This window comes from Pseudomonas sp. P8_241 (assembly GCF_034008315.1).
Lineage (GTDB): Bacteria > Pseudomonadota > Gammaproteobacteria > Pseudomonadales > Pseudomonadaceae > Aquipseudomonas.
On record NZ_CP125377.1, the window covers coordinates 5,217,195 to 5,238,190 of the forward strand.

The window sequence follows — 20,996 nt, forward strand, 5'->3', positions numbered from 1 at the left end:
GGCATGCCAGACACCAACGAACTTGGCTGGTATGACGCCATCGCGAGCAGGATCACTCCTACAGGATCCCGAAAAACAGATAGAACTTCTCCCCTCGCGCCATCCTCATAGCTAACAACTCCCCTCCATCGTGGCCACATCATGGACCTTGTTATCTCGCGTCCCGAAGGCTTGTATTGCCCCGCCGGGGATTTTTATATCGACCCGTGGCGACCCGTCGAACGCTCGGTAATCACCCACGCCCACGGCGATCATGCCCGCAGCGGCAATCAGCACTATCTGGCCGCAGCGCCCGGTGCAGGCATACTGCGTGCACGGCTTGGCCAGGACATCAATCTGCAAACCCTGCGGTATGGCGAGCGTCTGCTGCATCACGGTGTGCACCTGAGCTTTCACCCAGCCGGGCATGTGCTCGGTTCGGCGCAGGTGCGTCTGGAATATGGCGGGGAAGTCTGGGTCGCCTCGGGGGACTACAAAATTGAACCGGACGGCACGTGCGAACCGTTCGAACCGGTACGCTGCAACACTTTCATCACCGAATCGACCTTCGGCCTGCCGATCTACCGCTGGCAACCCCAGGCACAGGTATTTGCCGAGATCAATCAGTGGTGGCAAGCCAATGCCGCCGCCGACAAAACCAGCGTGTTGTTCTGCTATTCCTTCGGCAAGGCCCAACGCATTCTCCATGGCATCGACGCCAACCTCGGTCCCATCCTGGTGCACGGCGCAGTGGAGCCGTTGAACCGGATCTACCGGGAGGCAGGCGTTCATCTGCCGCCGACAATAAATGCCACGGAACTGAAAAAAAGCGACCCGATCATGCGCAAGTCCCTGGTGCTTGCGCCACCGTCCGCCGGGGGCAGTAGCTGGATGCGGCGCTTTGGCGACTACAGTGACGGGTTCGCCAGTGGCTGGATGCGGTTGCGCGGCACTCGACGGCGGCGTGGCGTCGACCGTGGCTTCGTGCTGTCTGACCATGCCGACTGGCCCGGCCTGCTGTGGGCCATCGAACAGACCGGGGCCGAACGGATCATGGTGACCCACGGTTCGGTCGGGGTGCTGGTGCGTCATCTGTGCGAGCAAGGACTGGATGCCATGGCCTTCAGCACTGAATATGGCGACGACGAAGAGGATGCAATAGCGGCCGCCCCCGAACGTGCCGAGGCACTGCCATGAAAGCCTTCGCCGAGCTCTATGGCGAGCTTGACGCCTCGACGTCGAACAACGCCAAGCTGGCGGCCATGCAGAATTATTTTGCTCAAGCGACACCGCAAGATGCCGCGTGGGCAGTGTACTTTCTGTCCGGCGGACGCCCTCGGCAGTTGGTGCCGGTGCGCGTTCTGCGCGAACTTGCCGTCGCGTATTCCGGCCTGTCATCGTGGCTGTTCGAAGAGAGTTATCAGGCCGTGGGCGATCTGGCGGAAACCATTTCCCTGGTATTGCCCGAATCCCCCCACAGCTCGACCGAGGGACTGGCCACATGGGTCGAGCAAAAACTGCTGCCGCTGCGCGGTGAAACCCCGCAAGTGCTCGCGCATCAGCTACCCGCGTTGTGGGCGCAACTGGACCGCCAAAGTCTGATGCTGTGCATCAAGTTGATCACCGGCAGCTTCCGCGTCGGCGTTTCCAAGTTGCTGGTGACCCGTGCGCTGGCATCCATGGCCCATCTGGACAGCAAACGCGTGGCCCAGCGGATGGTGGGATATACCGACCAGACCCACCGCCCCGATGCCACCAGCTACCAGAAACTGATCGCCGCCGAATCGTCCGATGAACACGCCCAGCGCGGCGGCCAGCCCTACCCTTTCTTTCTTGCCCACGCCCTGTCGCCTTCGGTTGAGCAATTCGAAGCACTGCTTGGCCCCGTTCATCACTGGCAGGCGGAATGGAAATGGGACGGCATCCGTGCCCAGGTGATCAAGCGCGACGGACGTCTGTGGATCTGGTCGCGGGGTGAAGAGCTGGTCACCGACCGTTTTCCCGAGCTCGACAGCCTGCTTCAGGAGCTGCCCGACGGCACCGTCATCGATGGCGAAATCGTTGCCTGGAAAACCGCACCGCCCGGCACCGAAGAGACGCTCGATCAGCAAACCCCGTCGGTCCTTCCGTTCGCCTTGCTGCAACAACGCATCGGTCGCAAGACGCTGGACCGCAAAATCCTCGAGGCGGTGCCGGTGGTGGTCCTTGCCTACGACTTGCTCGAATGGCAAGGCGAAGACTGGCGCAACCAGCCTCAGTCCCGACGTCGCTCGCAACTGGAGCAAGTGGTACACGCCTGCGCGCATCCGTTGTTGCGCCTTTCACCATTAGTCAGCGGTGACAGTTGGCTTGACCTCGCTCGCCAGCGGGAAGCTTCACGCCAGCTCGGAGTCGAAGGATTGATGCTCAAATCCCGTGATGCCCTGTATGGCGTCGGCCGGACCAAAGACATGGGCGTCTGGTGGAAATGGAAAGTCGACCCGTTCAGCGTCGATGCCGTGCTCATTTATGCGCAGCGCGGGCATGGGCGGCGCGCCAGCCTCTACAGCGATTACACCTTCGCCGTCTGGGATGGCCCCCCAGACGCCAACGAACGCTCACTGGTACCGTTTGCCAAGGCCTACTCGGGTCTGACCGACGAAGAAATCCGCCAGGTCGACAACATCGTACGCAAGACCACCGTGGAAAAGTTCGGACCGGTGAGCAGCGTTCAGCCGAGCCTGGTGTTCGAACTGGGCTTCGAAGGCATCGCCTTGTCCAGACGCCACAAGAGCGGCATCGCAGTGCGATTTCCACGCATGTTGCGCTGGCGCAAGGACAAGTCGGTCGATGAGGCTGACAGCCTGGCGACGCTGCAGGATCTGCTTGGCTAAGGCCCCCGGCCAACTTCTGACCTGATTCTTTTCGGGCCGATCTGGTGCGCCCATTTCCCTGCGCCCGTTTTCGTGCATAAATCGTGCTCCGGCCGTTCGTCGAGCACCTTTTAAAACGCTTGTTCGCCACTCTGGTTCGGAAATTGCTACTTTCTAACGTCTTACGCTTTCCAGTAACAATAATTCTGCGCCACAAGCGCTCATATTGGTTTTAGGGATTGAATAATGAAAAAAGCAATGCTGACCCTTTCTGCACTGGCGTTGTGCGTGGCTGCGGGCTCCGCCCTGGCGAAGGAATACAAGGAATTGCGTTTCGGCGTTGACCCTTCGTACGCACCGTTCGAGTCGAAAGCGGCCGACGGCAACCTGGTCGGCTTCGACGTCGATCTGGGGAACGCAATCTGCGCCGAGTTGAAGGTCAAGTGCAAATGGGTTGAAAGCGATTTTGACGGCATGATTCCGGGCCTCAAAGCCAACAAATTCGACGGTGTGATCTCGTCGATGACCGTGACCCCGGCCCGCGAAAAAGTCATCGACTTCTCCAGCGAGCTGTTCTCCGGCCCAACCGCCTACGTGGCCAAGAAAGGTTCGGGCATCACCGCCGACGTCGCGTCGCTGAAGGGCAAGACGGTCGGCTATGAACAAGGCACCATCCAGGAAGCCTACGCCAAAGCCGTTCTCGACAAGGCTGGGGTGAAAACCCAGGCCTATCAGAACCAGGACCAGGTGTATTCCGACCTGACGTCCGGCCGTCTCGACGCCGGGATCCAGGACATGCTGCAAGCCGAACTGGGCTTTTTGAAGTCGCCTAAAGGCGCTGACTACGAAATCACCCAGCCCGTCGACAGCGAACTGCTGCCTGCCAAAACTGCCGTTGGTATTAAGAAAGGTAACACCGAGCTGAAAGCACTTTTGGATAAAGGTATCAAAGCGTTACACGATGATGGCACCTACGCCACCATTCAGAAGAAACACTTTGGCGATCTGAATCTGTACAGCGGCAAGTAATGCCCGGCGCCCATCTCGCGATGGGCGCTTTTTTCATCCGATCAGGTTGCTGATTTATGTTCGAAAACCTCTTACAAAATCTGGGGCTCTCCGCCTTCAGCCTCCAGGGCTTCGGTCCATTGCTGTTGGAAGGCACCTGGATGACCATCAAATTGTCGGCGATGTCGCTGCTGGTGGCCGTATTGCTCGGCCTGTTGGGCGCCAGTGCCAAACTGTCGAAAGTCAAATTGCTGCGCCTGCCTGCCCAGTGCTACACCACGCTGATTCGCGGCGTACCGGACCTGGTCCTGATGCTGCTGATCTTCTACAGCCTGCAAACCTGGCTGACCTCGTTCACCGACTACATGGAATGGGAATACATCGAGATCAACCCGTTCAGCGCCGGGGTCATCACCCTGGGCTTTATCTACGGCGCCTACTTCACCGAAACGTTTCGCGGCGCAATCCTTGCCGTCCCGCGGGGCCAGGTCGAAGCCGCCACAGCCTACGGCCTCAAGCGCGGCCAGCGATTCTGGATCGTGGTCTTCCCGCAGATGATGCGTTTCGCCCTGCCGGGCATCGGCAACAACTGGATGGTGATGCTCAAGGCCACTGCGCTGGTATCGATCATCGGTCTGGCCGATCTGGTCAAAGCTGCACAGGACGCGGGCAAAAGCACCTACCAGCTGTTTTATTTCCTGGTGCTTGCCGCACTGATCTATCTATTGATCACCAGCGCCTCGAACTTCATCCTGCGCTGGCTTGAACGTCGCTACTCCGCCGGAACCCGGGAGGCCGTACGATGATCGAGCTTCTTCAGGAATACTGGCGCCCCTTCCTATATAGCGACGGTAACAACATCACCGGTCTGGCCATGACGATGTGGCTCCTGAGCGCATCGATTTTCATTGGCTTTCTGGTGTCGATCCCGCTGTCCATCGCGCGAGTGTCGCCGCACCGCTACATCCGCTGGCCTGTGCAGTTCTACACCTACCTGTTCCGTGGTACGCCTTTGTATATCCAGCTGTTGATCTGCTACACCGGGATCTACAGCCTGGCGGCGATTCGCGCACAGCCGGTACTCGATGCGTTTTTTCGCGATGCGATGAATTGCACGATACTGGCCTTCGCCCTCAACACCTGCGCCTACACCACGGAGATTTTCGCCGGGGCCATTCGCAGCATGAACCATGGTGAAGTCGAAGCTGCCAAGGCGTATGGTCTGACTGGCTGGAAGCTGTATGCCTACGTGATCATGCCCTCAGCCCTGCGTCGCTCGCTGCCGTACTACAGCAACGAAGTGATCCTGATGCTGCACTCGACCACCGTGGCCTTCACCGCGACGATCCCCGACGTGCTCAAAGTGGCTCGGGACGCCAACTCAGCGACATTCCTGACCTTCCAGTCGTTCGGTATCGCTGCGCTGATCTACCTGACCATCACCTTCGCGCTGGTCGGCCTGTTTCGTCTCGCCGAACGCCGCTGGCTGGCCTTCCTCGGGCCGACCCACTAGGACAATCTACAAATGCGCCACCAGATTCATGACCTGCTGGCCCCGCTACCGGGGACCGCACGACAGATCCACAGCTTCCACTTCGGCCCGCAACCGAGCAACCGCAAGATCTACATCCAGGCGTCCCTTCACGCCGACGAGATGCCCGGCATGCTGGTCGCCTGGCACCTCAAGCAACGCCTGGCAGAGCTGGAAGCCGCCGGCCGCCTGCGCAGTGAAATCGTGCTGGTACCCATCGCCAATCCGGTCGGGCTGGAACAGGTGCTGATGGATGTGCCGCTCGGCCGCTACGAGTTGGAAAGCGGTCAGAACTTCAACCGCTGGTTTGTCGACCTCAGTGAAGAAGTCGGCAACGAGATCGAGGGCAAACTCAGCGACGATCCACAGCACAACCTGCAACTGATCCGCAGCAGCCTGCGCGATGCGCTGACCCGGCAGACCGCCGAAACCCAACTTCAATCCCAGCGTCTGACCCTCCAACGACTGGCCTGCGATGCCGATATGGTGCTGGACCTGCATTGCGATTTCGAAGCGGTGGCGCACCTGTACACCACGCCGCAAGCCTGGCCGCAGGTCGAGCCGCTGGCCCGCTACATCGGGGCTGAAGCCAGCTTGTTGGCCACCGATTCCGGGGGCCAGTCGTTCGACGAATGTTTCACCCTGCTCTGGTGGCAGTTACAAGAGCGCTTCGGCGAGCAGTTCGAGATCCCGGCGGGCAGCTTTTCGGTGACCGTCGAACTGCGCGGCCAGGGTGACGTCAATCATCCGCTGGCCAGCCTCGATTGCCAGGCATTGATCGACTACCTGGTCCATTTTGGCGCCATTGCCGGTGAGCCCGCGCCCTTGCCCGGACTGCCTTATCCGGCAACGCCGCTGGCCGGTGTCGAGCCGGTGGCCACCCCCGTGGGTGGACTGCTGGTGTTCACTGCGCTGCCGGGTGAATACCTGAAAGCAGGGCAATTGATCGCCGAAATCATTGACCCGATCAATGATCGGGTCACTCCCGTTCATTGCTCCGCCACCGGGCTGATGTACGCCCGCTCGCTGCGCCGCATGGCCACCGCCGGCATGGTGATCGCCCATGTCGCAGGCGCTGAAGCCTATCGCAGCGGCTACTTACTTTCGCCTTGAGGATGCATGCCCCATGTACAAATTGACCATCGAAGGCCTGCATAAAAGCTACGGCGATCATGAAGTCCTCAAAGGTGTTTCGCTCAAGGCCAAGACCGGCGACGTCATCAGCCTGATCGGCGCCAGCGGTTCGGGCAAAAGCACCTTTTTGCGCTGCATCAACTTTCTGGAACAACCCAACGAGGGCGCCATGAGCCTCGACGGACAGAACGTGCGCATGATCAAGGATCGCCACGGCATGCATGTGGCTGACGCCGATGAACTGCAACGGATCCGCACCCGGCTGGCCATGGTGTTTCAGCATTTCAACCTGTGGAGCCACATGACGGTGCTGGAAAACATCACCATGGCCCCGCGCCGGGTGCTGGGCTGCGACAAGAAAGAAGCGGAGGATCGCGCCCGGCGGTACCTCGACAAGGTAGGCCTGGCCTCCCGCGTGGCTGACCAATACCCGGCATTCCTGTCCGGCGGTCAGCAGCAGCGGGTCGCCATCGCCCGCGCATTGGCCATGGAGCCGGAGGTCATGCTGTTTGACGAACCGACCTCAGCGCTGGATCCGGAGCTGGTGGGTGAAGTGCTGAAGGTGATTCAGGGGCTGGCCGAAGAAGGCCGAACCATGATCATGGTGACCCACGAAATGAGCTTCGCCCGTAAAGTATCGAGCCAGGTGCTGTTTCTGCATCAGGGGCTGGTGGAGGAAGAGGGCGCGCCGGAAGACGTGCTGGGCAATCCGAAGAGTGAGCGGTTGAAGCAGTTCCTCAGTGGCAACCTGAAATAACCACAGACGGATCGGAGGGTAGCCCGCCAGTCCGGCTACCCCGTTCGACTCGGATCAGGCGAGGGCGTGGTATTCCAGCCTGAAGGTGCCGTTTTCCACCTCCAGCCCATCTGCATCCATCCCGCTGAAGCTTCCGGCAAACTGTGCATCGCCCCCGACCGTCAGTTCAAGCGAGCCTCGATGAACATCCGATTCGGAATTACCCGTCACGTGGAAGATCATCGGTGACCGCTCACTGAGCCCCAAACTGTAACGGCCGCTCGCAATAGCCAACGGCAAATAAACGTAAAACTCTTTTCCCTGACCATTGCTGGCAATAATGCAGTGCAGGCCCGACCGCTCAAAGTATTCGAGCCCGTCTGTCACTCGAAACTCCAGAACCCCGCCAGTTGTCTTTATATCCGCACTCAAGCTTCCTGCTCGATTCAAAGCCATCCGAATTTTCCTTTCAAGTTTATGGAATAAATGCTGCCCAAAAGCCCCTTCAATGAGGCCTCGGCCGTGCAAGGGTGCGATAAAAACACGGCTCGTCCGTCCATAGGTGTCAATAACTGACACAGTTTTTTCCGAATATGAAATACACCGGGTTGGAGTCGGACGTTCGTGACTCGCGTTTGATTAAACCTTCGGCATTGCACTGTGGTCATTGAAAGGAGCCTATCAGAGCCTGTCGTCCGAATGGGAACGCCCGCCGACTTTGCAAAACGCTGGTTCACCACTCGCGGCTGGATTCCGTTCGCTTTTCAGAAACAGGTTTGGACAGCCGTCGAAAAAGGCCACTGCGGATTGCTGCACGCCAGCACCGGAGCCGGCAAGACCTATGCGATCTGGTTTGGCGCGCTCAATCGATTTGCCCGCCCCCTCCCGCCTGCTGAAACGACACGCAAGCGCAATCCTGCCAGCGCCCCCTTGACCGTGCTGTGGATCACCCCGATGCGCGCCCTCGCCGCTGACACCGCCCGAGCCCTGGAAGCGCCGCTGCTCGACTTGCAGATTCCGTGGAGCGTCGGCCTGCGCACGGGCGATACCAGCAATAGCGAACGGGCACGCCAGACTCGGCGCCTGCCTACCACGCTGATTACCACGCCGGAAAGCCTCACCCTGATGCTTGCCCGAGCCGATGCGCAATCAGCACTCTCAACCTTGCGCATGGTGGTGGTCGACGAATGGCACGAATTGCTCGGCAACAAGCGCGGCGTGCAATTGCAACTGGCTCTGGCGCGTTTACGCCGCTGGCACCCCGAGCTGATCGTCTGGGGTGTTTCCGCAACGCTGGGCAATCAGGTTCATGCCGAACAGGTCTTGATCCCACAGGGACGAGGCATCAGCATTCAGGGTCAGACCGGTAAAAAACTGCTGATCGACACGTTGCTGCCTCCCACGAGCGAGCGGTTCCCGTGGGCCGGACACATCGGGCTGAAGATGTTGCCGCAGGTCGCGGCGCAATTGGACTGCAGCGCCAGCAGCCTCGTATTCACCAATACACGCGCCCAATCGGAAATCTGGTACCAGGCCTTGCTCGATGCCAGACCGAAATGGGCAGGGTTGATTGCGCTGCATCACAGTTCGTTGTCCCGTGAAACCCGTAACTGGGTTGAGCGGGCACTCAAGGAGGGGCGCCTCAAAGTGGTCGTCTGCACGTCCAGCCTGGATCTGGGTGTGGATTTCCTGCCGGTGGAGCGGGTGCTGCAAATTGGTTCGGCAAAAGGCGTGGCGCGCCTGATGCAGCGTGCCGGCCGTTCCGGTCATGCGCCAGGGCGCGTGTCGCGAGTCACACTGGTACCGACCCATAATCTTGAACTGATCGAAGCCGCTGCCGCTCAGGATGCGGTGGCGCAACGTCGCATCGAACCGCGAGAGTCTCCCGATAAACCTCTGGATGTATTGGTTCAACATTTGGTCAGCATGGCATTGGGAGGGGGATTTGATCCCGATGAGCTGTACGAAGAAGTACGTGGAGCCTGGGCCTATCGCGACCTCAGTCCGGCGGACTGGACGTGGGCATTGGCTTTCGTACGCCACGGCGGGCTTTCTCTGACGGCCTATCCGGATTACCGCCGTGTCGAACCCGACGAACAGGGCGTTTGGCGTGTACCTGATGCGCGACTGGCCCGCCGTCATCGCATGAGCATCGGCACCATCGTCAGTGATGCAAGCATTCAATTGAAATTCTGGAGCAAGGGTGGCGGTGGCAAGCAACTGGGCAGTGTCGAAGAAGGCTTTATCGCACGCCTCAAGCCCGGCGACGGCTTTCTGTTCGCAGGTCGTTTGCTGGAGCTGGTCCGGGTGGAAAACATGACTGCATACGTCAAGCGCAGCACACTGAAAAAAGCCGCTGTGCCCCGCTGGAATGGTGGGCGCATGCCTCTTTCCAACGAGCTGGCCAATGCCGTGGTTGCGCGGTTCAGCGCTGCGGCACAAGGCACATTTACCGGCCCGGAAATGCGGGCATTGCGACCGCTGATAGCCGTGCAACAACGTTGGTCCGGATTGCCAACCGAACACAGTCTGCTGGCCGAAACGCTGAAATCTCGCGAAGGCTGGCATCTTTTCCTTTATCCCTTCGCTGGCCGTCAGGTGCATTTGGGGTTGGCGAGCCTGTTGGCGTGGCGAGTCAGCCAGCGGCAATCGGTGACATTTTCCATCGCCGTCAATGATTACGGGCTGGAGTTGCTGAGCGCGACTTATGTGAATTGGCCCGCACAGCTGAATCGTGATTTGTTTAGCCCTGCACATTTGCTCGATGACGTGCTCGCCAGCCTCAATGCAGGTGAGTTGGCGTTACGCCGCTTTCGGGAAATCGCGAGAATTGCCGGACTGGTGTTCGCAGGGTACCCGGGTGCCCCCAAAAGCACTCGCCAGGTTCAGGCTTCGAGCGGCTTGTTCTTTGAAGTGTTCAAACAATACGACGCGCAGAATCTATTACTGGCTCAAGCCGGGGAAGAAGTCTTGCGTGAGGAACTGGATATCAGGCGTCTGGAGAGGACGCTGGAGCATATCAATCGATTGCGGCTCGACCTGCACTCGATCAAACGTCCTACGCCCCTGGGGTTCCCATTGCTGGTGGAGCGCATGCGCGAAAGCATGAGTTCGGAAAAACTCGCCGACCGGATCAGGCGCATGGTCAGCGATCTGGAAAAAACCGCCGAATCGGGGGAAGTCCGATGAGCACGCCCTATCCGGTTCAACTCGCAGGTGAAGAACTCTGGTTGTTGCCGGAAAGGGCGATTTACTGGCCGGAACGGCAGACGCTATTGATTGCCGACGTGCATTTTGGCAAAGCGGCTGCGTACCGAAGGCTCGGCCAACCGGTGCCTCGAGGCACCACATCGCAAAACATTGCGGTGCTGGATGCAATACTGGAGGCCCTGCCCTGCCGGCAGCTGATTTTCCTCGGCGACTTTCTCCACGGGCCAGGTTCCCATGCAACAGCCACGCTTGAAGCATTGGCCCAATGGCGAGCACGACAGGCTGACTTACCCATGACCCTGATACGTGGCAACCACGATAAACGCGCAGGCGATCCACCCGCCTCGCTGAACATTCGTGTGATACCCGAGCCCATGTTGCTCGGGCCTTTCTCGCTGCAGCATGAACCGATCCCGCACCCGGACCGCCATGTGTTGGCCGGCCATGTACACCCGGTTTATCGGCTCAATGGTCGAGGTCGGCAAAGCCTGCGGCTCGCGTGCTTCAGACTCGGTGTCGAGGTCAGCCTGTTACCTGCCTTCGGTGCATTTACCGGCGGCTATCAGGTCGAGCAGGACGACGACAGCAGGATCTTCGTCATTGGCGCCAATGAAATCTGGCCTGTCATTTTGCAGGAGCGAGCTTGCTCGCGAAAAACGTGAATGAAGACGCGTTGCCATTCAATTCATCATCGGAGCGCCGTGCGGCACAGGTTCGCTCCTGCATAACCCTGTCAGACAACAGGCGCGGGCGGTGGCTCGTCCGGCAGCGTGGGCTCGCCTGGTTCGGTGGGTTGTTCGTTGGGGGTATCGGGATCAGGCTGACCAGGGATACCGCCGTTCATGCTAATGGGCGGGTGAGCCAGCAAGGACCAAGCCATAACGCCAACCTGATTGGGCTCAAGCCTTGCCAGTTCGGCACTGATTCGCGGGTCGATCTTCATAATGCACTCCTGAGCGATGGCCCGGTCCGCCTTGCGCGGACCGGAGCAGTACACCCCATAGAGTGTACGCTCGCTCAAGAATTCCCACGGATTGTCAGACGGCTGACTCAGGTCCGCGGCAGGGTCACGCCACGCTGCCCCTGATACTTGCCGCCACGGTCCTTGTAGGACACTTCACATTCTTCGTCAGACTCAAGGAACAGCATCTGCGCCACGCCTTCGTTGGCGTAGATCTTCGCCGGCAGGTTGGTGGTGTTGGAAAATTCCAGGGTCACGTGACCTTCCCACTCCGGCTCAAGCGGCGTGACATTGACGATGATGCCGCAGCGCGCGTAGGTGCTTTTACCCAGGCAAATGGTCAATACATTGCGCGGAATGCGGAAGTATTCAACGGTGCTGGCCAGGGCGAAGGAGTTCGGCGGAATGATGCAAACATCGCTGTGGATGTCGACGAAGCTGCCGGCATCGAAGTTTTTCGGGTCAACGATGGCCGAATTGATGTTGGTGAACACCTTGAAATGATTGGTGCAACGCACATCGTAGCCGTAGCTCGACACGCCGTAGGAGATCACACGGCTATCGTCGCTGCCGCGCACCTGGCGCTCGACGAAAGGTTCGATCATGCCGTGCTCTTGCGCCATGCGGCGAATCCACTTGTCCGATTTGATGCTCATGGCGGTGTCCTGAATAGCGAGGTGGAGAAAATCTGTCCGGCATCTTACCGGGGCGCGCCGTCGGGTTCAAAGCGCCTGTCGCAATTCTCGCGATCCTCCCGGATTAATGGACCTTCGGGGCAATTCGCCGCACCGTCAGTCACTAAAACAGAGAAACCTTCGCAAGAAGCATTGGCACGTTCCGGAAAAAGGGTTAAGGTGGCGCCACTGTGCTGCTTGTGTCACTGAGAATCTCTACACGATATGTTGAATTTCGATCCAACCATCTACAAGAATTTTTCCTGCTCTTTGCACTCAGTCTCGGCCAGGGTTCTTCCTGAGTCGCAGTTATCTTTGTTCAAGGAGTTACACCATGTCTAATCGCCAAACCGGTACCGTTAAGTGGTTCAACGATGAAAAAGGCTTCGGCTTCATCACCCCACAATCCGGTGACGACCTGTTCGTTCACTTCAAAGCTATCCAATCCGACGGCTTCAAAAGCCTGAAAGAAGGCCAACAGGTTTCTTTCATCGCTACCCGCGGTCAGAAAGGCATGCAAGCTGAAGAAGTTCAAGTTATCTAACTTGTACTTGCTTTAGTAAAAAGCCCCGCCTCAACAGCGGGGCTTTTTTGTGGGCGATTGTTTTTTACCCGCACAAAAAAGATCGCAGCCTTCGCCAGCCCCTACAGAGTCTCGTGTAAAACTGTAGGAGCTGGCGAAGGCTGCGATCTTTTCTTCTGGCGTTTACCAGGTCACGCCAAACCCTGCGGTGTATCGAGTCTTATCCAGATCCGCATCGTCGGTACCGCTGATGATATTGCGCTCAGCCTTCAGATTGAGCGAAGCCCAGTCCGTCACCTTGTAGCGCAGGCCTATCTCTGAGTCCAATGCGTAATCAGCCACGTCCGTCAGCGGCTTGCCCACCTCACCATTAGTGAAGAACTCAACTTTCTTGCCCACCAGGTAGCGGTTGTAATCCCACTTCATGGCCACGGAATAGAAGTTTTCCTTGCTGCCATCGGCGAACTCATAGTCCGTGCGGTTGACCAGCGAACCCAGGGAGAACGCGCCCAGTTCGTTATCCCAGAACTGATAACCGGGACCCGTACCGACCGTGCGCTGGCGGGAAAGATCTTCAACCTTGTCACGCTTGTAGACCAGACGACCCTGCCAGAACCATTGCTCCGTCAGGAAGCGGTCAAGGGAATATTCGGCCCGCCAGTTGTCCGTCGTGACCACGTCATCCTGGAATTCCCGGTTGTACTCGCCTTCGGCTATATGTCGCCAACGGCCATGACGCGCAGATGTCTTGAAGTCGATATCGTAATCGTCGGTATCCTTATCGGCGCGCTGATAATCCAAAGCAGCATCAATGTTGCCTTTCCAGACCAGATCCTCGACCACCGGCCTGGGCTTGAGCATCTGCTGGATGCTCGCCAACTCCACGGTTTTGGGCGCGTCACCGTTGGCGAGGGTCACTTTGCCATCCCCCGCCGCCTGCAGCGACTTGGTCACCTCCCCGGTATAGGCATCCTGCTTGACCAACAGGTGTTGGTCACTCTCCAGGGTTTTCACCTTGTTCCAGTCAATCGGCACCGTTCCGGCATACTCGGTCTGAACCAACAGCTTGCCACCATCGAACAGAATGATTTTGCCGCTCAACTTGTCACCGTTTTTCAACCAGACGGTATCAGCGAGCAAGGGCGTGGAGGCACTGACGACAGCGAGGCATAGCAGGGTTCTGGACAACATAAGCAAATAAAGGCTCAGGATTGCGAAAAAAGTCGGCATTATCCGCAGGAATAAGGCACTAGCAAGGACTGACCCGACGATTTCTATTGAGTTCATTTCTCAACTGGCAATCGAGGATTTACTCTACAAACGGTACTGTGCATTTTCCAGGACGCTGCAATCGTGAACGAATCCACCAACGAACCCGAAAGTGCGGCGCAAATCCGACGCGCGGCGCTGTACCTGACCCTCGCGCAAGTACCCGCGGGCAAAGTCGTGAGCTACGGTCAATTGGCTGAACTGGCGGGATTGGGCCGGGCCGCCCGCTGGGTCGGTCGCACACTCAGCCAATTGCCGGGCGACAGCAAATTGCCTTGGCATCGCGTGCTGGGTGCAGGTGGCCGCCTGAGTCTGCCGGCCGGAAGCCCTTCGGGCGACGAACAGCGCGCTCGGCTACGCATGGAAGGCGTCAGTGTCCTGAATAATCGTGTTGATATTCAGCGTCATGGCTGGCGTCCGGTAGAGCACAGCGGTTAGAGTGCGCGCTTTGTTTCCGTATTTGTTGAGGCAGACTTCAGCCCATGCCCCGTAAAACCTGGCGCGCCGCGCTCGCCGCTTATGCCAGCCCATCGACACTCGTGCTGTTGCTGCTTGGTTTCGCCGCCGGCCTGCCTTACATGCTGGTGTTTTCGACGCTTTCGGTCTGGTTGCGTGAAGCCGGTGTGGCGCGCGAAACCATTGGCTACGCAAGCCTGATCGGACTGGCCTACGCCTTCAAATGGGTCTGGTCCCCGTTGCTCGACCAATGGCGCCTGCCATTGCTCGGCAAACTCGGTCGACGACGATCCTGGCTGGTGCTGTCACAGGCGCTGGTGATTCTCGGCCTGGTCGGGATGGGTTTCTGCGACCCGCAAAAGCACTTGTCCTGGCTGATCGCCATTGCCGTGGTCGTAGCTTTCGCTTCGGCGACCCAAGACATTGCGGTAGATGCCTACCGCCTGGAAATCGCCGACGACAGCCGCCAGGCTGCCCTGGCCGCCAGTTACATGTCCGGGTATCGGATAGCCGCCCTGCTGGCCACGGCTGGCGCCTTATTCTTCGCCGAAGGCTTTGGCTCTACCGGCTTCAACTACAAGCATTCGGCCTGGGCCGGTACGTATCTGCTGTTCGGCGCCCTGATGGTTCCTGCGCTGCTCACTTCCTTTTTCATGCGCGAACCACCAGTGCCACTGCGCACACAACTGCAAGCGGGGCGCTACAGCTTCGTGCATCAACTGGCCTCGGTGTTCGTCCTGATCGTGCTGCTGGTCTCTGTACCGGCCATGTTTACCCAGCTCTACAACACCGATTTTGCCAGCGTGTTGTTTGAAGGATCGAGCTTGCTCGACCTACTGCTCGATGACCGCGCATTCCTGCGGGCGATCCTCTACACCACCCTCACCGCCCTGTGCCTGTCAGCCATGGGCCGCCGCGGGCTGGCACCAGTGCTGACACCGATCAACGACTTCATTTTGCGTTACCGTTGGCAAGCGCTGCTGCTGCTCGGACTGATCGCCACCTATCGGATGTCCGATACGGTCATGGGCGTCATGGCGAATGTGTTCTACATCGACCAGGGTTTCACCAAGGATCAGATCGCCAGCGTCAGCAAAATCTTCGGCTTGATCATGACCCTCGTGGGCGCCGGCATGGGTGGCCTGCTGATCGTGCGATTCGGTATTCTGCCGATCCTGTTCATCGGCGGCGCCGCATCAGCGGGCACTAACATCCTGTTCCTGATGCTCGCCGACATGGGCGCCAACCTGAACATGCTGATCCTCACCATCTCCCTGGACAACTTCAGCTCCGGCCTCGCCACCTCGGCGTTCGTCGCCTACCTGTCGAGCCTGACCAACCTCAAGTTCTCCGCCACCCAGTACGCCCTGCTCAGCTCGATCATGCTCCTGCTGCCACGCCTGATCGGCGGTTACTCGGGCGTCATGGTGGAAAAGTTCGGTTACCACAATTTCTTCCTGATCACTGCTCTTCTGGGCGTCCCGACACTGCTGCTGATCGCCTTGCACTGGTTCCAGGAGAACCGCCGCGCAGGCCCGACCCCCAAACAGGAACCGGTACCGACCCAGGTCGCGGAAGAATCATAAGAAGCTTTTTGCAGGAACCTTTGCCGCGGGCGGCGTGAATTCCACCCGCCGCCACACCGCCGACCGCACGCCTGTACGCCAGCGGATCTCGCCCGTACAATGCTCCGTCATTTCTCGTCATCAGCAATCGATAACGGCCAACCATGCGCACCAGTCAATTTTTGCTCGCCACACAGAAAGAAACGCCTTCAGACGCGGTCGTGATCAGCCATCAGCTGATGCTGCGCGCCGGCATGATCCGCAAACTCGCCTCGGGCCTGTACACCTGGCTGCCGATGGGCCTGCGGGTAATGCGCAAGGTCGAAGCCGTCGTTCGTGAAGAAATGAACGCCGCCGGCTCTCTCGAAGTGTTGATGCCGAGCACTCAACCGGCTGAGCTGTGGCAGGAATCCGGTCGCTGGGAAGAGTACGGCCCGGAATTGCTGCGCTTCAAGGATCGCCACGGTCGCGACTTCTGTGCAGGCCCCACCCACGAAGAAGTCATCACCGATCTGATGCGCAACGAATTGAGCAGCTACAAGCAGCTGCCGATCAACCTGTACCAGATCCAGACCAAGTTCCGTGACGAAATCCGCCCACGCTTCGGCTTGATGCGCGGCCGCGAATTCATCATGAAGGACGCCTACTCGTTCCACGCTGACCAGCCTTCGCTGCAGGTCACCTACGACCGTATGCACCAGGCGTACTGCAACGTGTTCACTCGCCTGGGCCTGAAGTTCCGCCCTGTAGAAGCCGACAACGGTTCCATCGGCGGCGCCGGTTCCCACGAGTTCCACGTACTGGCCGAGTCCGGCGAAGACGACATCGTCTTCAGCAACGGTTCCGACTACGCGGCGAACATCGAGAAAGCCGAAGCAGTGCCTCGCGAAACCTCCCGCGCAGCACCGAGCGAAGAGCTACGCCTGGTCGACACCCCGAACGCCAAGACCATTGCGCAACTGGTCGAAGGCTTCAACCTGCCGATCGAAAAAACCATCAAGACCCTCGTGGTTCACGCTGAAGAGCCAGGCAAGCTGATTGCCCTGATCATCCGTGGCGACCACGAGCTGAACGAAATCAAGGCCGCCAACCAGCCTGGCGTTGCCAGCCCGCTGGTCATGGCGTCCGAAAGCGAACTGCGCGACGCCATCGGCGCCGGTGCCGGCTCTCTCGGCCCGTTGAACCTGCCGCTGCCGATCATCATCGACCGTTCCGTCGAACTGATGAGCGACTTCGGCATTGGTGCCAACATCGACGACAAGCACTACTTCGGCGTGAACTGGGAGCGCGACTTGCCTGTTCCGACCGTAGCCGACCTGCGTAATGTCGTCGCTGGCGACCCAAGCCCTGACGGCAAAGGCACCCTGGAAATCAAGCGCGGCATCGAAGTCGGGCACATCTTCCAGCTGGGCAACAAGTACAGCAAGGCGATGAAGTGCGAAGTGCTGGGCGAGAACGGCAAGCCGGTCACCCTGGAAATGGGTTGCTACGGCATCGGCGTGTCCCGCGTCGTGGCGGCTGCCATCGAGCAGAACAGCGACGAAAAAGGGATCATCTGGAGCGATACCCTCGCGCCATTCCAGATTGCCCTGGTACCGTTGCGCTATGAAACCGAACAGGTTCGCGAAGCTACCGACAAGCTGTACGCGGAACTGACCGCGGCCGGCTTCGAAGTGCTGCTGGACGACCGCGACAAAAAAACCAGCCCGGGCATCAAGTTCGCAGACATGGAACTGATCGGCATTCCGCACCGGATCGTGGTCAGTGACCGCGGCCTCGCCGAAGGCAACCTGGAATACAAGAGCCGCACCGAGGCCGAGGCGCAAGCGCTGCCGGTCGCCGACGTGCTGTCGTTCCTTCAGGCCCGTATCCGCCGCTGAAACCAGATAGAGACGTCATGTTCAAGCGAAACACCTTAGGCCTCGGTGGTGCCGCCCTGTGCGGCGCCCTGCTGGTCAGCGGCTGTGCCAATCACATGTCACAACGCAGCGAGCACGAGGAACGTGTCGAGCGCAAATTGCTCGATCACAGCCTGCAGATCGATGTTGGTGAGCCCAAGGTGCTTGAGCTGCCGCAACGGCGGGTGAAGATCCACGAGCAAAAGACCTTCGAAGTCACCGAATTCGAAGTTACGCGACACTACGATCGCTATACGCCTTACCAACCCTGGCGGGAGGTTTACGAAATTCCGCTGGGTGCGGTGGCTGTGGTGGCGGGTGTCGGCGCCAACGTGGTCAATGTATTCACCCTCGGCAACCTGCCGGACAGCGTGACCAAGGACTGGCTCAGCTACGGTTTTGCCGGTCTCAACCCGTTCATGAACGTGCAGTCTCACGGTCGGGCCCAGCAAAATCTGGCGGGCATCGATGAGGTCCAGCGCGATAAACGCACTGAATACTCAAGCCTGCCGTGGAGCGAACGCCCGGTCGAGGTCAAGGCCGGCAAGGAAACCTTCGAGCTGAGTACCGACAAGAACGGCGTGCTGCGCTTGAACTTGCTGGACAGTCCTTTTGCCGAACATGACATCAATCATCTGAGCCGACTGCTGATCAAGGTCGAAGACGCCCAGGACGACGTGCACACCGACTCCTCGCTCGCCGTCAGCAGCACCTTGCGCAGCAAGCTGTATGAAGCTCATGGGCTGATCTATGACGACCTTGAAGGCGACGAAGTGAGCCAATGGGTACACCGGGTCAAGCGCCTGTCGGAGCTGGGCCTTGAAGAAGAAGCCAGCGAACTGGAACAGAGCCTGATTGAACTGACGCGCAATGACCCGGAGTTACAGGATGAATTCCTGAAGTCATTGGCCAAGGATGGTAAGCGACTGGTGGCGAACCCCCGGCCGAACTAAAGGCCAAAAAAGATCGCAGCCTTCGGCAGCTCCTACATTGGAATGCATTTCCCTGTAGGAGCTGCCGAAGGCTGCGATCTTTTGCTTTACAGGACTTAACGCTCAAACAACTCCATCTGCTCGAAGCCACTGCGCAAATCCTCCAGCCGCACCCCAACCCCAAGCAGCCGAACCGGTTTACCGCCGCGATTGAAGGCCTGGGTCAGCATCAACTGATAACTCCCCAGATCCCGCCCTGCTCCGGCCTGTTCAAGTGTGGTCTGGGTAAAGTCGTGGAACTTCACTTTGACGAAAGGCTTGCCCGGCCGATAACTGCTGTCGATTCGCGCCATGCGACCTGCAAGGGTTTCCAGCAGCTCGGGCAACTTATCCAGACAACTGCGCAGATCCGGCAGATCCGCGTCGTAAGTGTTTTCGACACTGATCGACTGACGACGGCTGTCGTTATGTACTACTCGGTCATCGATCCCACGGGCCAGACACCAGAGTCGCTCACCAAAACTGCCGAATTCGCGAACCAGTGCCAATTTGTCCCATTCGCGCAATTGCGAGCAATCGGCGATACCGAGCTTGCCAAGCTTGTCGGCGGTGACTTTACCGACCCCGTGCAACTTGCTCACCGGCAAACCACTGACAAACTCTTCGACCTGACCCGGCGTAATCACAAACAACCCATTGGGCTTTTTCCAGTCGCTGGCGATCTTGGCGAGAAACTTGTTCGGCGCCACCCCGGCAGACACGGTGATATGCAACTGATTGGAAACGCGGCGCCGGATGTCTTGGGCGATGCGTGTCGCGCTACCCGCGAAATGCGCGCTGTCCGACACGTCGAGATACGCTTCATCAAGGGAAAGGGGCTCAATGATGTCGGTGTAATCGCGAAAGATCGTGTGAATTTCCTTCGAGGCTTCCCGATAGGCCTCCATGCGCGGCTTGACGATGGTCAGGTCCGGGCACAGTTTCAGAGCATGCCCCGAAGACATGGCCGAACGCACACCATAGGCTCGCGCCTCATAATTGCAGGTGGCAATGACCCCACGGCGATCCGCCGAGCCGCCTACCGCCAGCGGCTTACCCGCCAATCGTGGGTCGTCGCGCATTTCGATAGCGGCATAAAAGCAGTCGCAATCGACGTGAATGATCTTTCGCTGGGTCATGTCGAAGCAGTGTTCATGGCAGGAAAAGGGGGTCATGGTGTGCCGGATAAACAGTATCTCACTGACCCCTGTATATAGCACCAGTAGTGCTGAATGTTCTTTTCCCCGTGCAGGAAAACACACTGATGAATTTATTTTTTCAATCAGAAAGCTCATCACAATAGAGCCACAGCCCTTGCCCCGCCTCACTCTCAGCCCTTTCAATCACCCACAAAACGATCTAAGCGATTGAAGATGAACAGGTTTTATCGGAATTGAAGGTTGACACCCGAGCGCTTCTCTATAGAATGAGCCACACAGACGCGGGATGGAGCAGTCTGGTAGCTCGTCGGGCTCATAACCCGAAGGTCGTCGGTTCAAATCCGGCTCCCGCAACCAAACATCAAAAAAGGCTACTCGAAAGAGTGGCCTTTTTTGTGCGCGCGTATTTCCTCTTAGACGCCAGCGAAGGTGACCCTTGCTCCGCCGCCATACTCACTGACGTCTTTCCTGCAGGAGCTGGCTTGCCAGCGAAGCAACTCTTCCTGTTGATGCAAGATTCAATGACGCCTTCGCCGGCAAGCCGGGCTCCTACAAATCAAGGCAGACGCCCTGGCCATACAGAAATGAGAAATCCTTCAGATTCCAAAACTTAAGCCAACCCTGCGACCGTTTACCGCTGCTTTAGGTTTATTTGACCCAATTCGGTATTAACGGTTGACACCCCAGCGTTTCTCTATAGAATGCCGCCACACAGACGCGGGATGGAGCAGTCTGGTAGCTCGTCGGGCTCATAACCCGAAGGTCGTCGGTTCAAATCCGGCTCCCGCAACCAAACATCAAAAAAGGCTACTCGAAAGAGTGGCCTTTTTTGTATCTGTCGAAAAAGTCCTTTCGCAACAATGATCTGTCACTGTGTAGCGAGCCGTTCGGGCCGCCCAATGCCCCGAGTTCAGACTATGCTCATTCGCAGGCTGAAACCCTTACAGCTGATAATGAACCGTCCCAAGCATCCGGTGATGGACGTCAATATTTGTGATTATTTTTTTCTACAGGGATTGGTAACTTGGCTCGATACCTCCATCCTGTCGCGCACAATCCAAGAGGTGAT

The 20,996-nt window shown here is 58.5% G+C and carries 19 protein-coding genes and 2 tRNA genes; 16 read left to right on the forward strand and 5 right to left on the reverse strand.

The features are described from left to right. Positions 1–141: 141 nt before the first annotated feature. From QMK58_RS23325 to QMK58_RS23355, 7 genes are all read left to right on the forward strand, one after another. The gene (locus tag QMK58_RS23325) at positions 142–1,176 is read left to right on the forward strand and encodes a ligase-associated DNA damage response exonuclease (RefSeq protein ID WP_320395505.1); all 1,035 of its coding nucleotides are present in this window, start codon (positions 142–144) and stop codon (positions 1,174–1,176) included. Further along, complete coding sequence (locus tag QMK58_RS23330; protein WP_053155510.1) at positions 1,173–2,852, forward strand: ATP-dependent DNA ligase; 1,680 nt, start codon at positions 1,173–1,175, stop codon at positions 2,850–2,852. Before QMK58_RS23325 ends, QMK58_RS23330 begins: the two co-directional genes overlap by 4 nt. Before the next feature lie 225 nt (positions 2,853–3,077). Then, the gene (locus QMK58_RS23335; protein WP_053155509.1) at positions 3,078–3,860 is read left to right on the forward strand and encodes a transporter substrate-binding domain-containing protein; all 783 of its coding nucleotides are present in this window, start codon (positions 3,078–3,080) and stop codon (positions 3,858–3,860) included. 56 nt (positions 3,861–3,916) lie between these two features. Then, positions 3,917–4,645 carry an ABC transporter permease gene (locus QMK58_RS23340; protein ID WP_053155507.1) on the forward strand — a complete coding sequence of 243 codons (729 nt, stop codon included), beginning with the start codon at positions 3,917–3,919 and terminating at the stop codon, positions 4,643–4,645. Then, complete coding sequence (locus tag QMK58_RS23345; RefSeq protein WP_053155505.1) at positions 4,642–5,352, forward strand: ABC transporter permease; 711 nt, start codon at positions 4,642–4,644, stop codon at positions 5,350–5,352. Before QMK58_RS23340 ends, QMK58_RS23345 begins: the two co-directional genes overlap by 4 nt. A 12-nt stretch (positions 5,353–5,364) precedes the next feature. Continuing rightward, positions 5,365–6,483: a succinylglutamate desuccinylase/aspartoacylase family protein gene (locus tag QMK58_RS23350; protein ID WP_053155503.1), complete on the forward strand. Its 1,119-nt coding sequence runs from the start codon at positions 5,365–5,367 to the stop codon at positions 6,481–6,483. 13 nt (positions 6,484–6,496) lie between these two features. Further along, entirely contained in the window at positions 6,497–7,261 is a 765-nt protein-coding gene (locus QMK58_RS23355; protein ID WP_053155501.1) for an ABC transporter ATP-binding protein, read from the forward strand. Between the two features lie 54 nt (positions 7,262–7,315). Here QMK58_RS23355 and QMK58_RS23360 read toward each other — a convergent pair whose 3' ends face one another. Beyond that, positions 7,316–7,696 carry a hypothetical protein gene (locus QMK58_RS23360; RefSeq protein ID WP_156322303.1) on the reverse strand — a complete coding sequence of 127 codons (381 nt, stop codon included), beginning with the start codon at positions 7,694–7,696 and terminating at the stop codon, positions 7,316–7,318. Between the two features lie 243 nt (positions 7,697–7,939). Here QMK58_RS23360 and QMK58_RS23365 point away from each other — a divergent pair, with 243 nt between their 5' ends. Both QMK58_RS23365 and pdeM read left to right on the forward strand, forming a co-directional pair. After that, on the forward strand, positions 7,940–10,429 hold the full coding sequence (locus QMK58_RS23365; RefSeq protein ID WP_320395506.1) for a ligase-associated DNA damage response DEXH box helicase: 2,490 nt from the start codon (positions 7,940–7,942) through the stop codon (positions 10,427–10,429). Then, positions 10,426–11,112 carry a ligase-associated DNA damage response endonuclease PdeM gene (gene pdeM / locus QMK58_RS23370; RefSeq protein ID WP_053155495.1) on the forward strand — a complete coding sequence of 229 codons (687 nt, stop codon included), beginning with the start codon at positions 10,426–10,428 and terminating at the stop codon, positions 11,110–11,112. The genes QMK58_RS23365 and pdeM overlap by 4 nt, the downstream gene beginning before the upstream one ends. A 71-nt stretch (positions 11,113–11,183) precedes the next feature. On the opposite strand, the gene QMK58_RS23375 is transcribed toward pdeM, so the two are convergent. Both QMK58_RS23375 and dcd read right to left on the reverse strand, forming a co-directional pair. Continuing rightward, positions 11,184–11,393: a hypothetical protein gene (locus QMK58_RS23375; RefSeq protein WP_320395507.1), complete on the reverse strand. Its 210-nt coding sequence runs from the start codon at positions 11,391–11,393 to the stop codon at positions 11,184–11,186. Between the two features lie 107 nt (positions 11,394–11,500). Then, on the reverse strand, positions 11,501–12,067 hold the full coding sequence (dcd, locus tag QMK58_RS23380) for a dCTP deaminase (protein WP_007904652.1): 567 nt from the start codon (positions 12,065–12,067) through the stop codon (positions 11,501–11,503). A 352-nt stretch (positions 12,068–12,419) separates the two neighbouring features. Here dcd and QMK58_RS23385 point away from each other — a divergent pair, with 352 nt between their 5' ends. Continuing rightward, the gene (locus tag QMK58_RS23385) at positions 12,420–12,629 is read left to right on the forward strand and encodes a cold-shock protein (RefSeq protein ID WP_002554837.1); all 210 of its coding nucleotides are present in this window, start codon (positions 12,420–12,422) and stop codon (positions 12,627–12,629) included. 162 nt (positions 12,630–12,791) lie between these two features. Here the strand turns inward: QMK58_RS23385 and QMK58_RS23390 are convergent, their stop codons facing one another. Next, positions 12,792–13,799, reverse strand: a complete 1,008-nt coding sequence (locus QMK58_RS23390) for a DUF481 domain-containing protein (RefSeq protein WP_320395508.1) — start codon at positions 13,797–13,799, stop codon at positions 12,792–12,794. Positions 13,800–13,934: 135 nt separating this feature from the next. Here QMK58_RS23390 and QMK58_RS23395 point away from each other — a divergent pair, with 135 nt between their 5' ends. The 4 genes from QMK58_RS23395 (at position 13,935) to QMK58_RS23410 (ending at position 18,749) form a co-directional block, all read left to right on the forward strand. After that, the gene (locus QMK58_RS23395; RefSeq protein WP_371259763.1) at positions 13,935–14,315 is read left to right on the forward strand and encodes an MGMT family protein; all 381 of its coding nucleotides are present in this window, start codon (positions 13,935–13,937) and stop codon (positions 14,313–14,315) included. A 44-nt stretch (positions 14,316–14,359) separates the two neighbouring features. Next, positions 14,360–15,919 carry an AmpG family muropeptide MFS transporter gene (locus tag QMK58_RS23400; protein ID WP_053155488.1) on the forward strand — a complete coding sequence of 520 codons (1,560 nt, stop codon included), beginning with the start codon at positions 14,360–14,362 and terminating at the stop codon, positions 15,917–15,919. Between the two features lie 143 nt (positions 15,920–16,062). Next, positions 16,063–17,778 carry a proline--tRNA ligase gene (locus QMK58_RS23405; RefSeq protein WP_053155486.1) on the forward strand — a complete coding sequence of 572 codons (1,716 nt, stop codon included), beginning with the start codon at positions 16,063–16,065 and terminating at the stop codon, positions 17,776–17,778. A gap of 17 nt (positions 17,779–17,795) precedes the next feature. Beyond that, positions 17,796–18,749: a hypothetical protein gene (locus tag QMK58_RS23410; protein WP_053155484.1), complete on the forward strand. Its 954-nt coding sequence runs from the start codon at positions 17,796–17,798 to the stop codon at positions 18,747–18,749. A gap of 95 nt (positions 18,750–18,844) precedes the next feature. Here the strand turns inward: QMK58_RS23410 and dinB are convergent, their stop codons facing one another. Beyond that, positions 18,845–19,906, reverse strand: coding sequence for a DNA polymerase IV (gene dinB, locus QMK58_RS23415; protein WP_320396561.1), 1,062 nt, complete (start codon positions 19,904–19,906; stop codon positions 18,845–18,847). 301 nt (positions 19,907–20,207) lie between these two features. Between dinB and QMK58_RS23420 the strand changes: the two genes are divergently transcribed. After that, positions 20,208–20,284: transfer RNA gene (locus tag QMK58_RS23420), tRNA-Met, on the forward strand. Positions 20,285–20,643: 359 nt separating this feature from the next. Next, positions 20,644–20,720, forward strand: a tRNA-Met gene (locus tag QMK58_RS23425). Positions 20,721–20,996 lie beyond the last annotated feature (276 nt).

What these genes read in the sequence shown, in the direction of transcription:
- QMK58_RS23345 (WP_053155505.1), top strand. Translation starts at nt 4,642, where the DNA reads ATGATCGAGCTTCTTCAGGAATACTGGCGCCCCTTCCTATATAGCGAC.
- QMK58_RS23340 (WP_053155507.1), top strand. Translation starts at nt 3,917, where the DNA reads ATGTTCGAAAACCTCTTACAAAATCTGGGGCTCTCCGCCTTCAGCCTC.
- QMK58_RS23375 (WP_320395507.1), bottom strand. Translation starts at nt 11,393, where the DNA reads ATGAAGATCGACCCGCGAATCAGTGCCGAACTGGCAAGGCTTGAGCCC.
- QMK58_RS23355 (WP_053155501.1), top strand. Translation starts at nt 6,497, where the DNA reads ATGTACAAATTGACCATCGAAGGCCTGCATAAAAGCTACGGCGATCAT.
- dcd (WP_007904652.1), bottom strand. Translation starts at nt 12,067, where the DNA reads ATGAGCATCAAATCGGACAAGTGGATTCGCCGCATGGCGCAAGAGCAC.
- QMK58_RS23350 (WP_053155503.1), top strand. Translation starts at nt 5,365, where the DNA reads ATGCGCCACCAGATTCATGACCTGCTGGCCCCGCTACCGGGGACCGCA.
- pdeM (WP_053155495.1), top strand. Translation starts at nt 10,426, where the DNA reads ATGAGCACGCCCTATCCGGTTCAACTCGCAGGTGAAGAACTCTGGTTG.
- QMK58_RS23400 (WP_053155488.1), top strand. Translation starts at nt 14,360, where the DNA reads ATGCCCCGTAAAACCTGGCGCGCCGCGCTCGCCGCTTATGCCAGCCCA.
- QMK58_RS23325 (WP_320395505.1), top strand. Translation starts at nt 142, where the DNA reads ATGGACCTTGTTATCTCGCGTCCCGAAGGCTTGTATTGCCCCGCCGGG.
- QMK58_RS23405 (WP_053155486.1), top strand. Translation starts at nt 16,063, where the DNA reads ATGCGCACCAGTCAATTTTTGCTCGCCACACAGAAAGAAACGCCTTCA.
- QMK58_RS23360 (WP_156322303.1), bottom strand. Translation starts at nt 7,696, where the DNA reads ATGGCTTTGAATCGAGCAGGAAGCTTGAGTGCGGATATAAAGACAACT.
- dinB (WP_320396561.1), bottom strand. Translation starts at nt 19,906, where the DNA reads ATGACCCAGCGAAAGATCATTCACGTCGATTGCGACTGCTTTTATGCC.
- QMK58_RS23390 (WP_320395508.1), bottom strand. Translation starts at nt 13,799, where the DNA reads ATGTTGTCCAGAACCCTGCTATGCCTCGCTGTCGTCAGTGCCTCCACG.
- QMK58_RS23330 (WP_053155510.1), top strand. Translation starts at nt 1,173, where the DNA reads ATGAAAGCCTTCGCCGAGCTCTATGGCGAGCTTGACGCCTCGACGTCG.
- QMK58_RS23385 (WP_002554837.1), top strand. Translation starts at nt 12,420, where the DNA reads ATGTCTAATCGCCAAACCGGTACCGTTAAGTGGTTCAACGATGAAAAA.
- QMK58_RS23410 (WP_053155484.1), top strand. Translation starts at nt 17,796, where the DNA reads ATGTTCAAGCGAAACACCTTAGGCCTCGGTGGTGCCGCCCTGTGCGGC.
- QMK58_RS23365 (WP_320395506.1), top strand. Translation starts at nt 7,940, where the DNA reads ATGGGAACGCCCGCCGACTTTGCAAAACGCTGGTTCACCACTCGCGGC.
- QMK58_RS23335 (WP_053155509.1), top strand. Translation starts at nt 3,078, where the DNA reads ATGAAAAAAGCAATGCTGACCCTTTCTGCACTGGCGTTGTGCGTGGCT.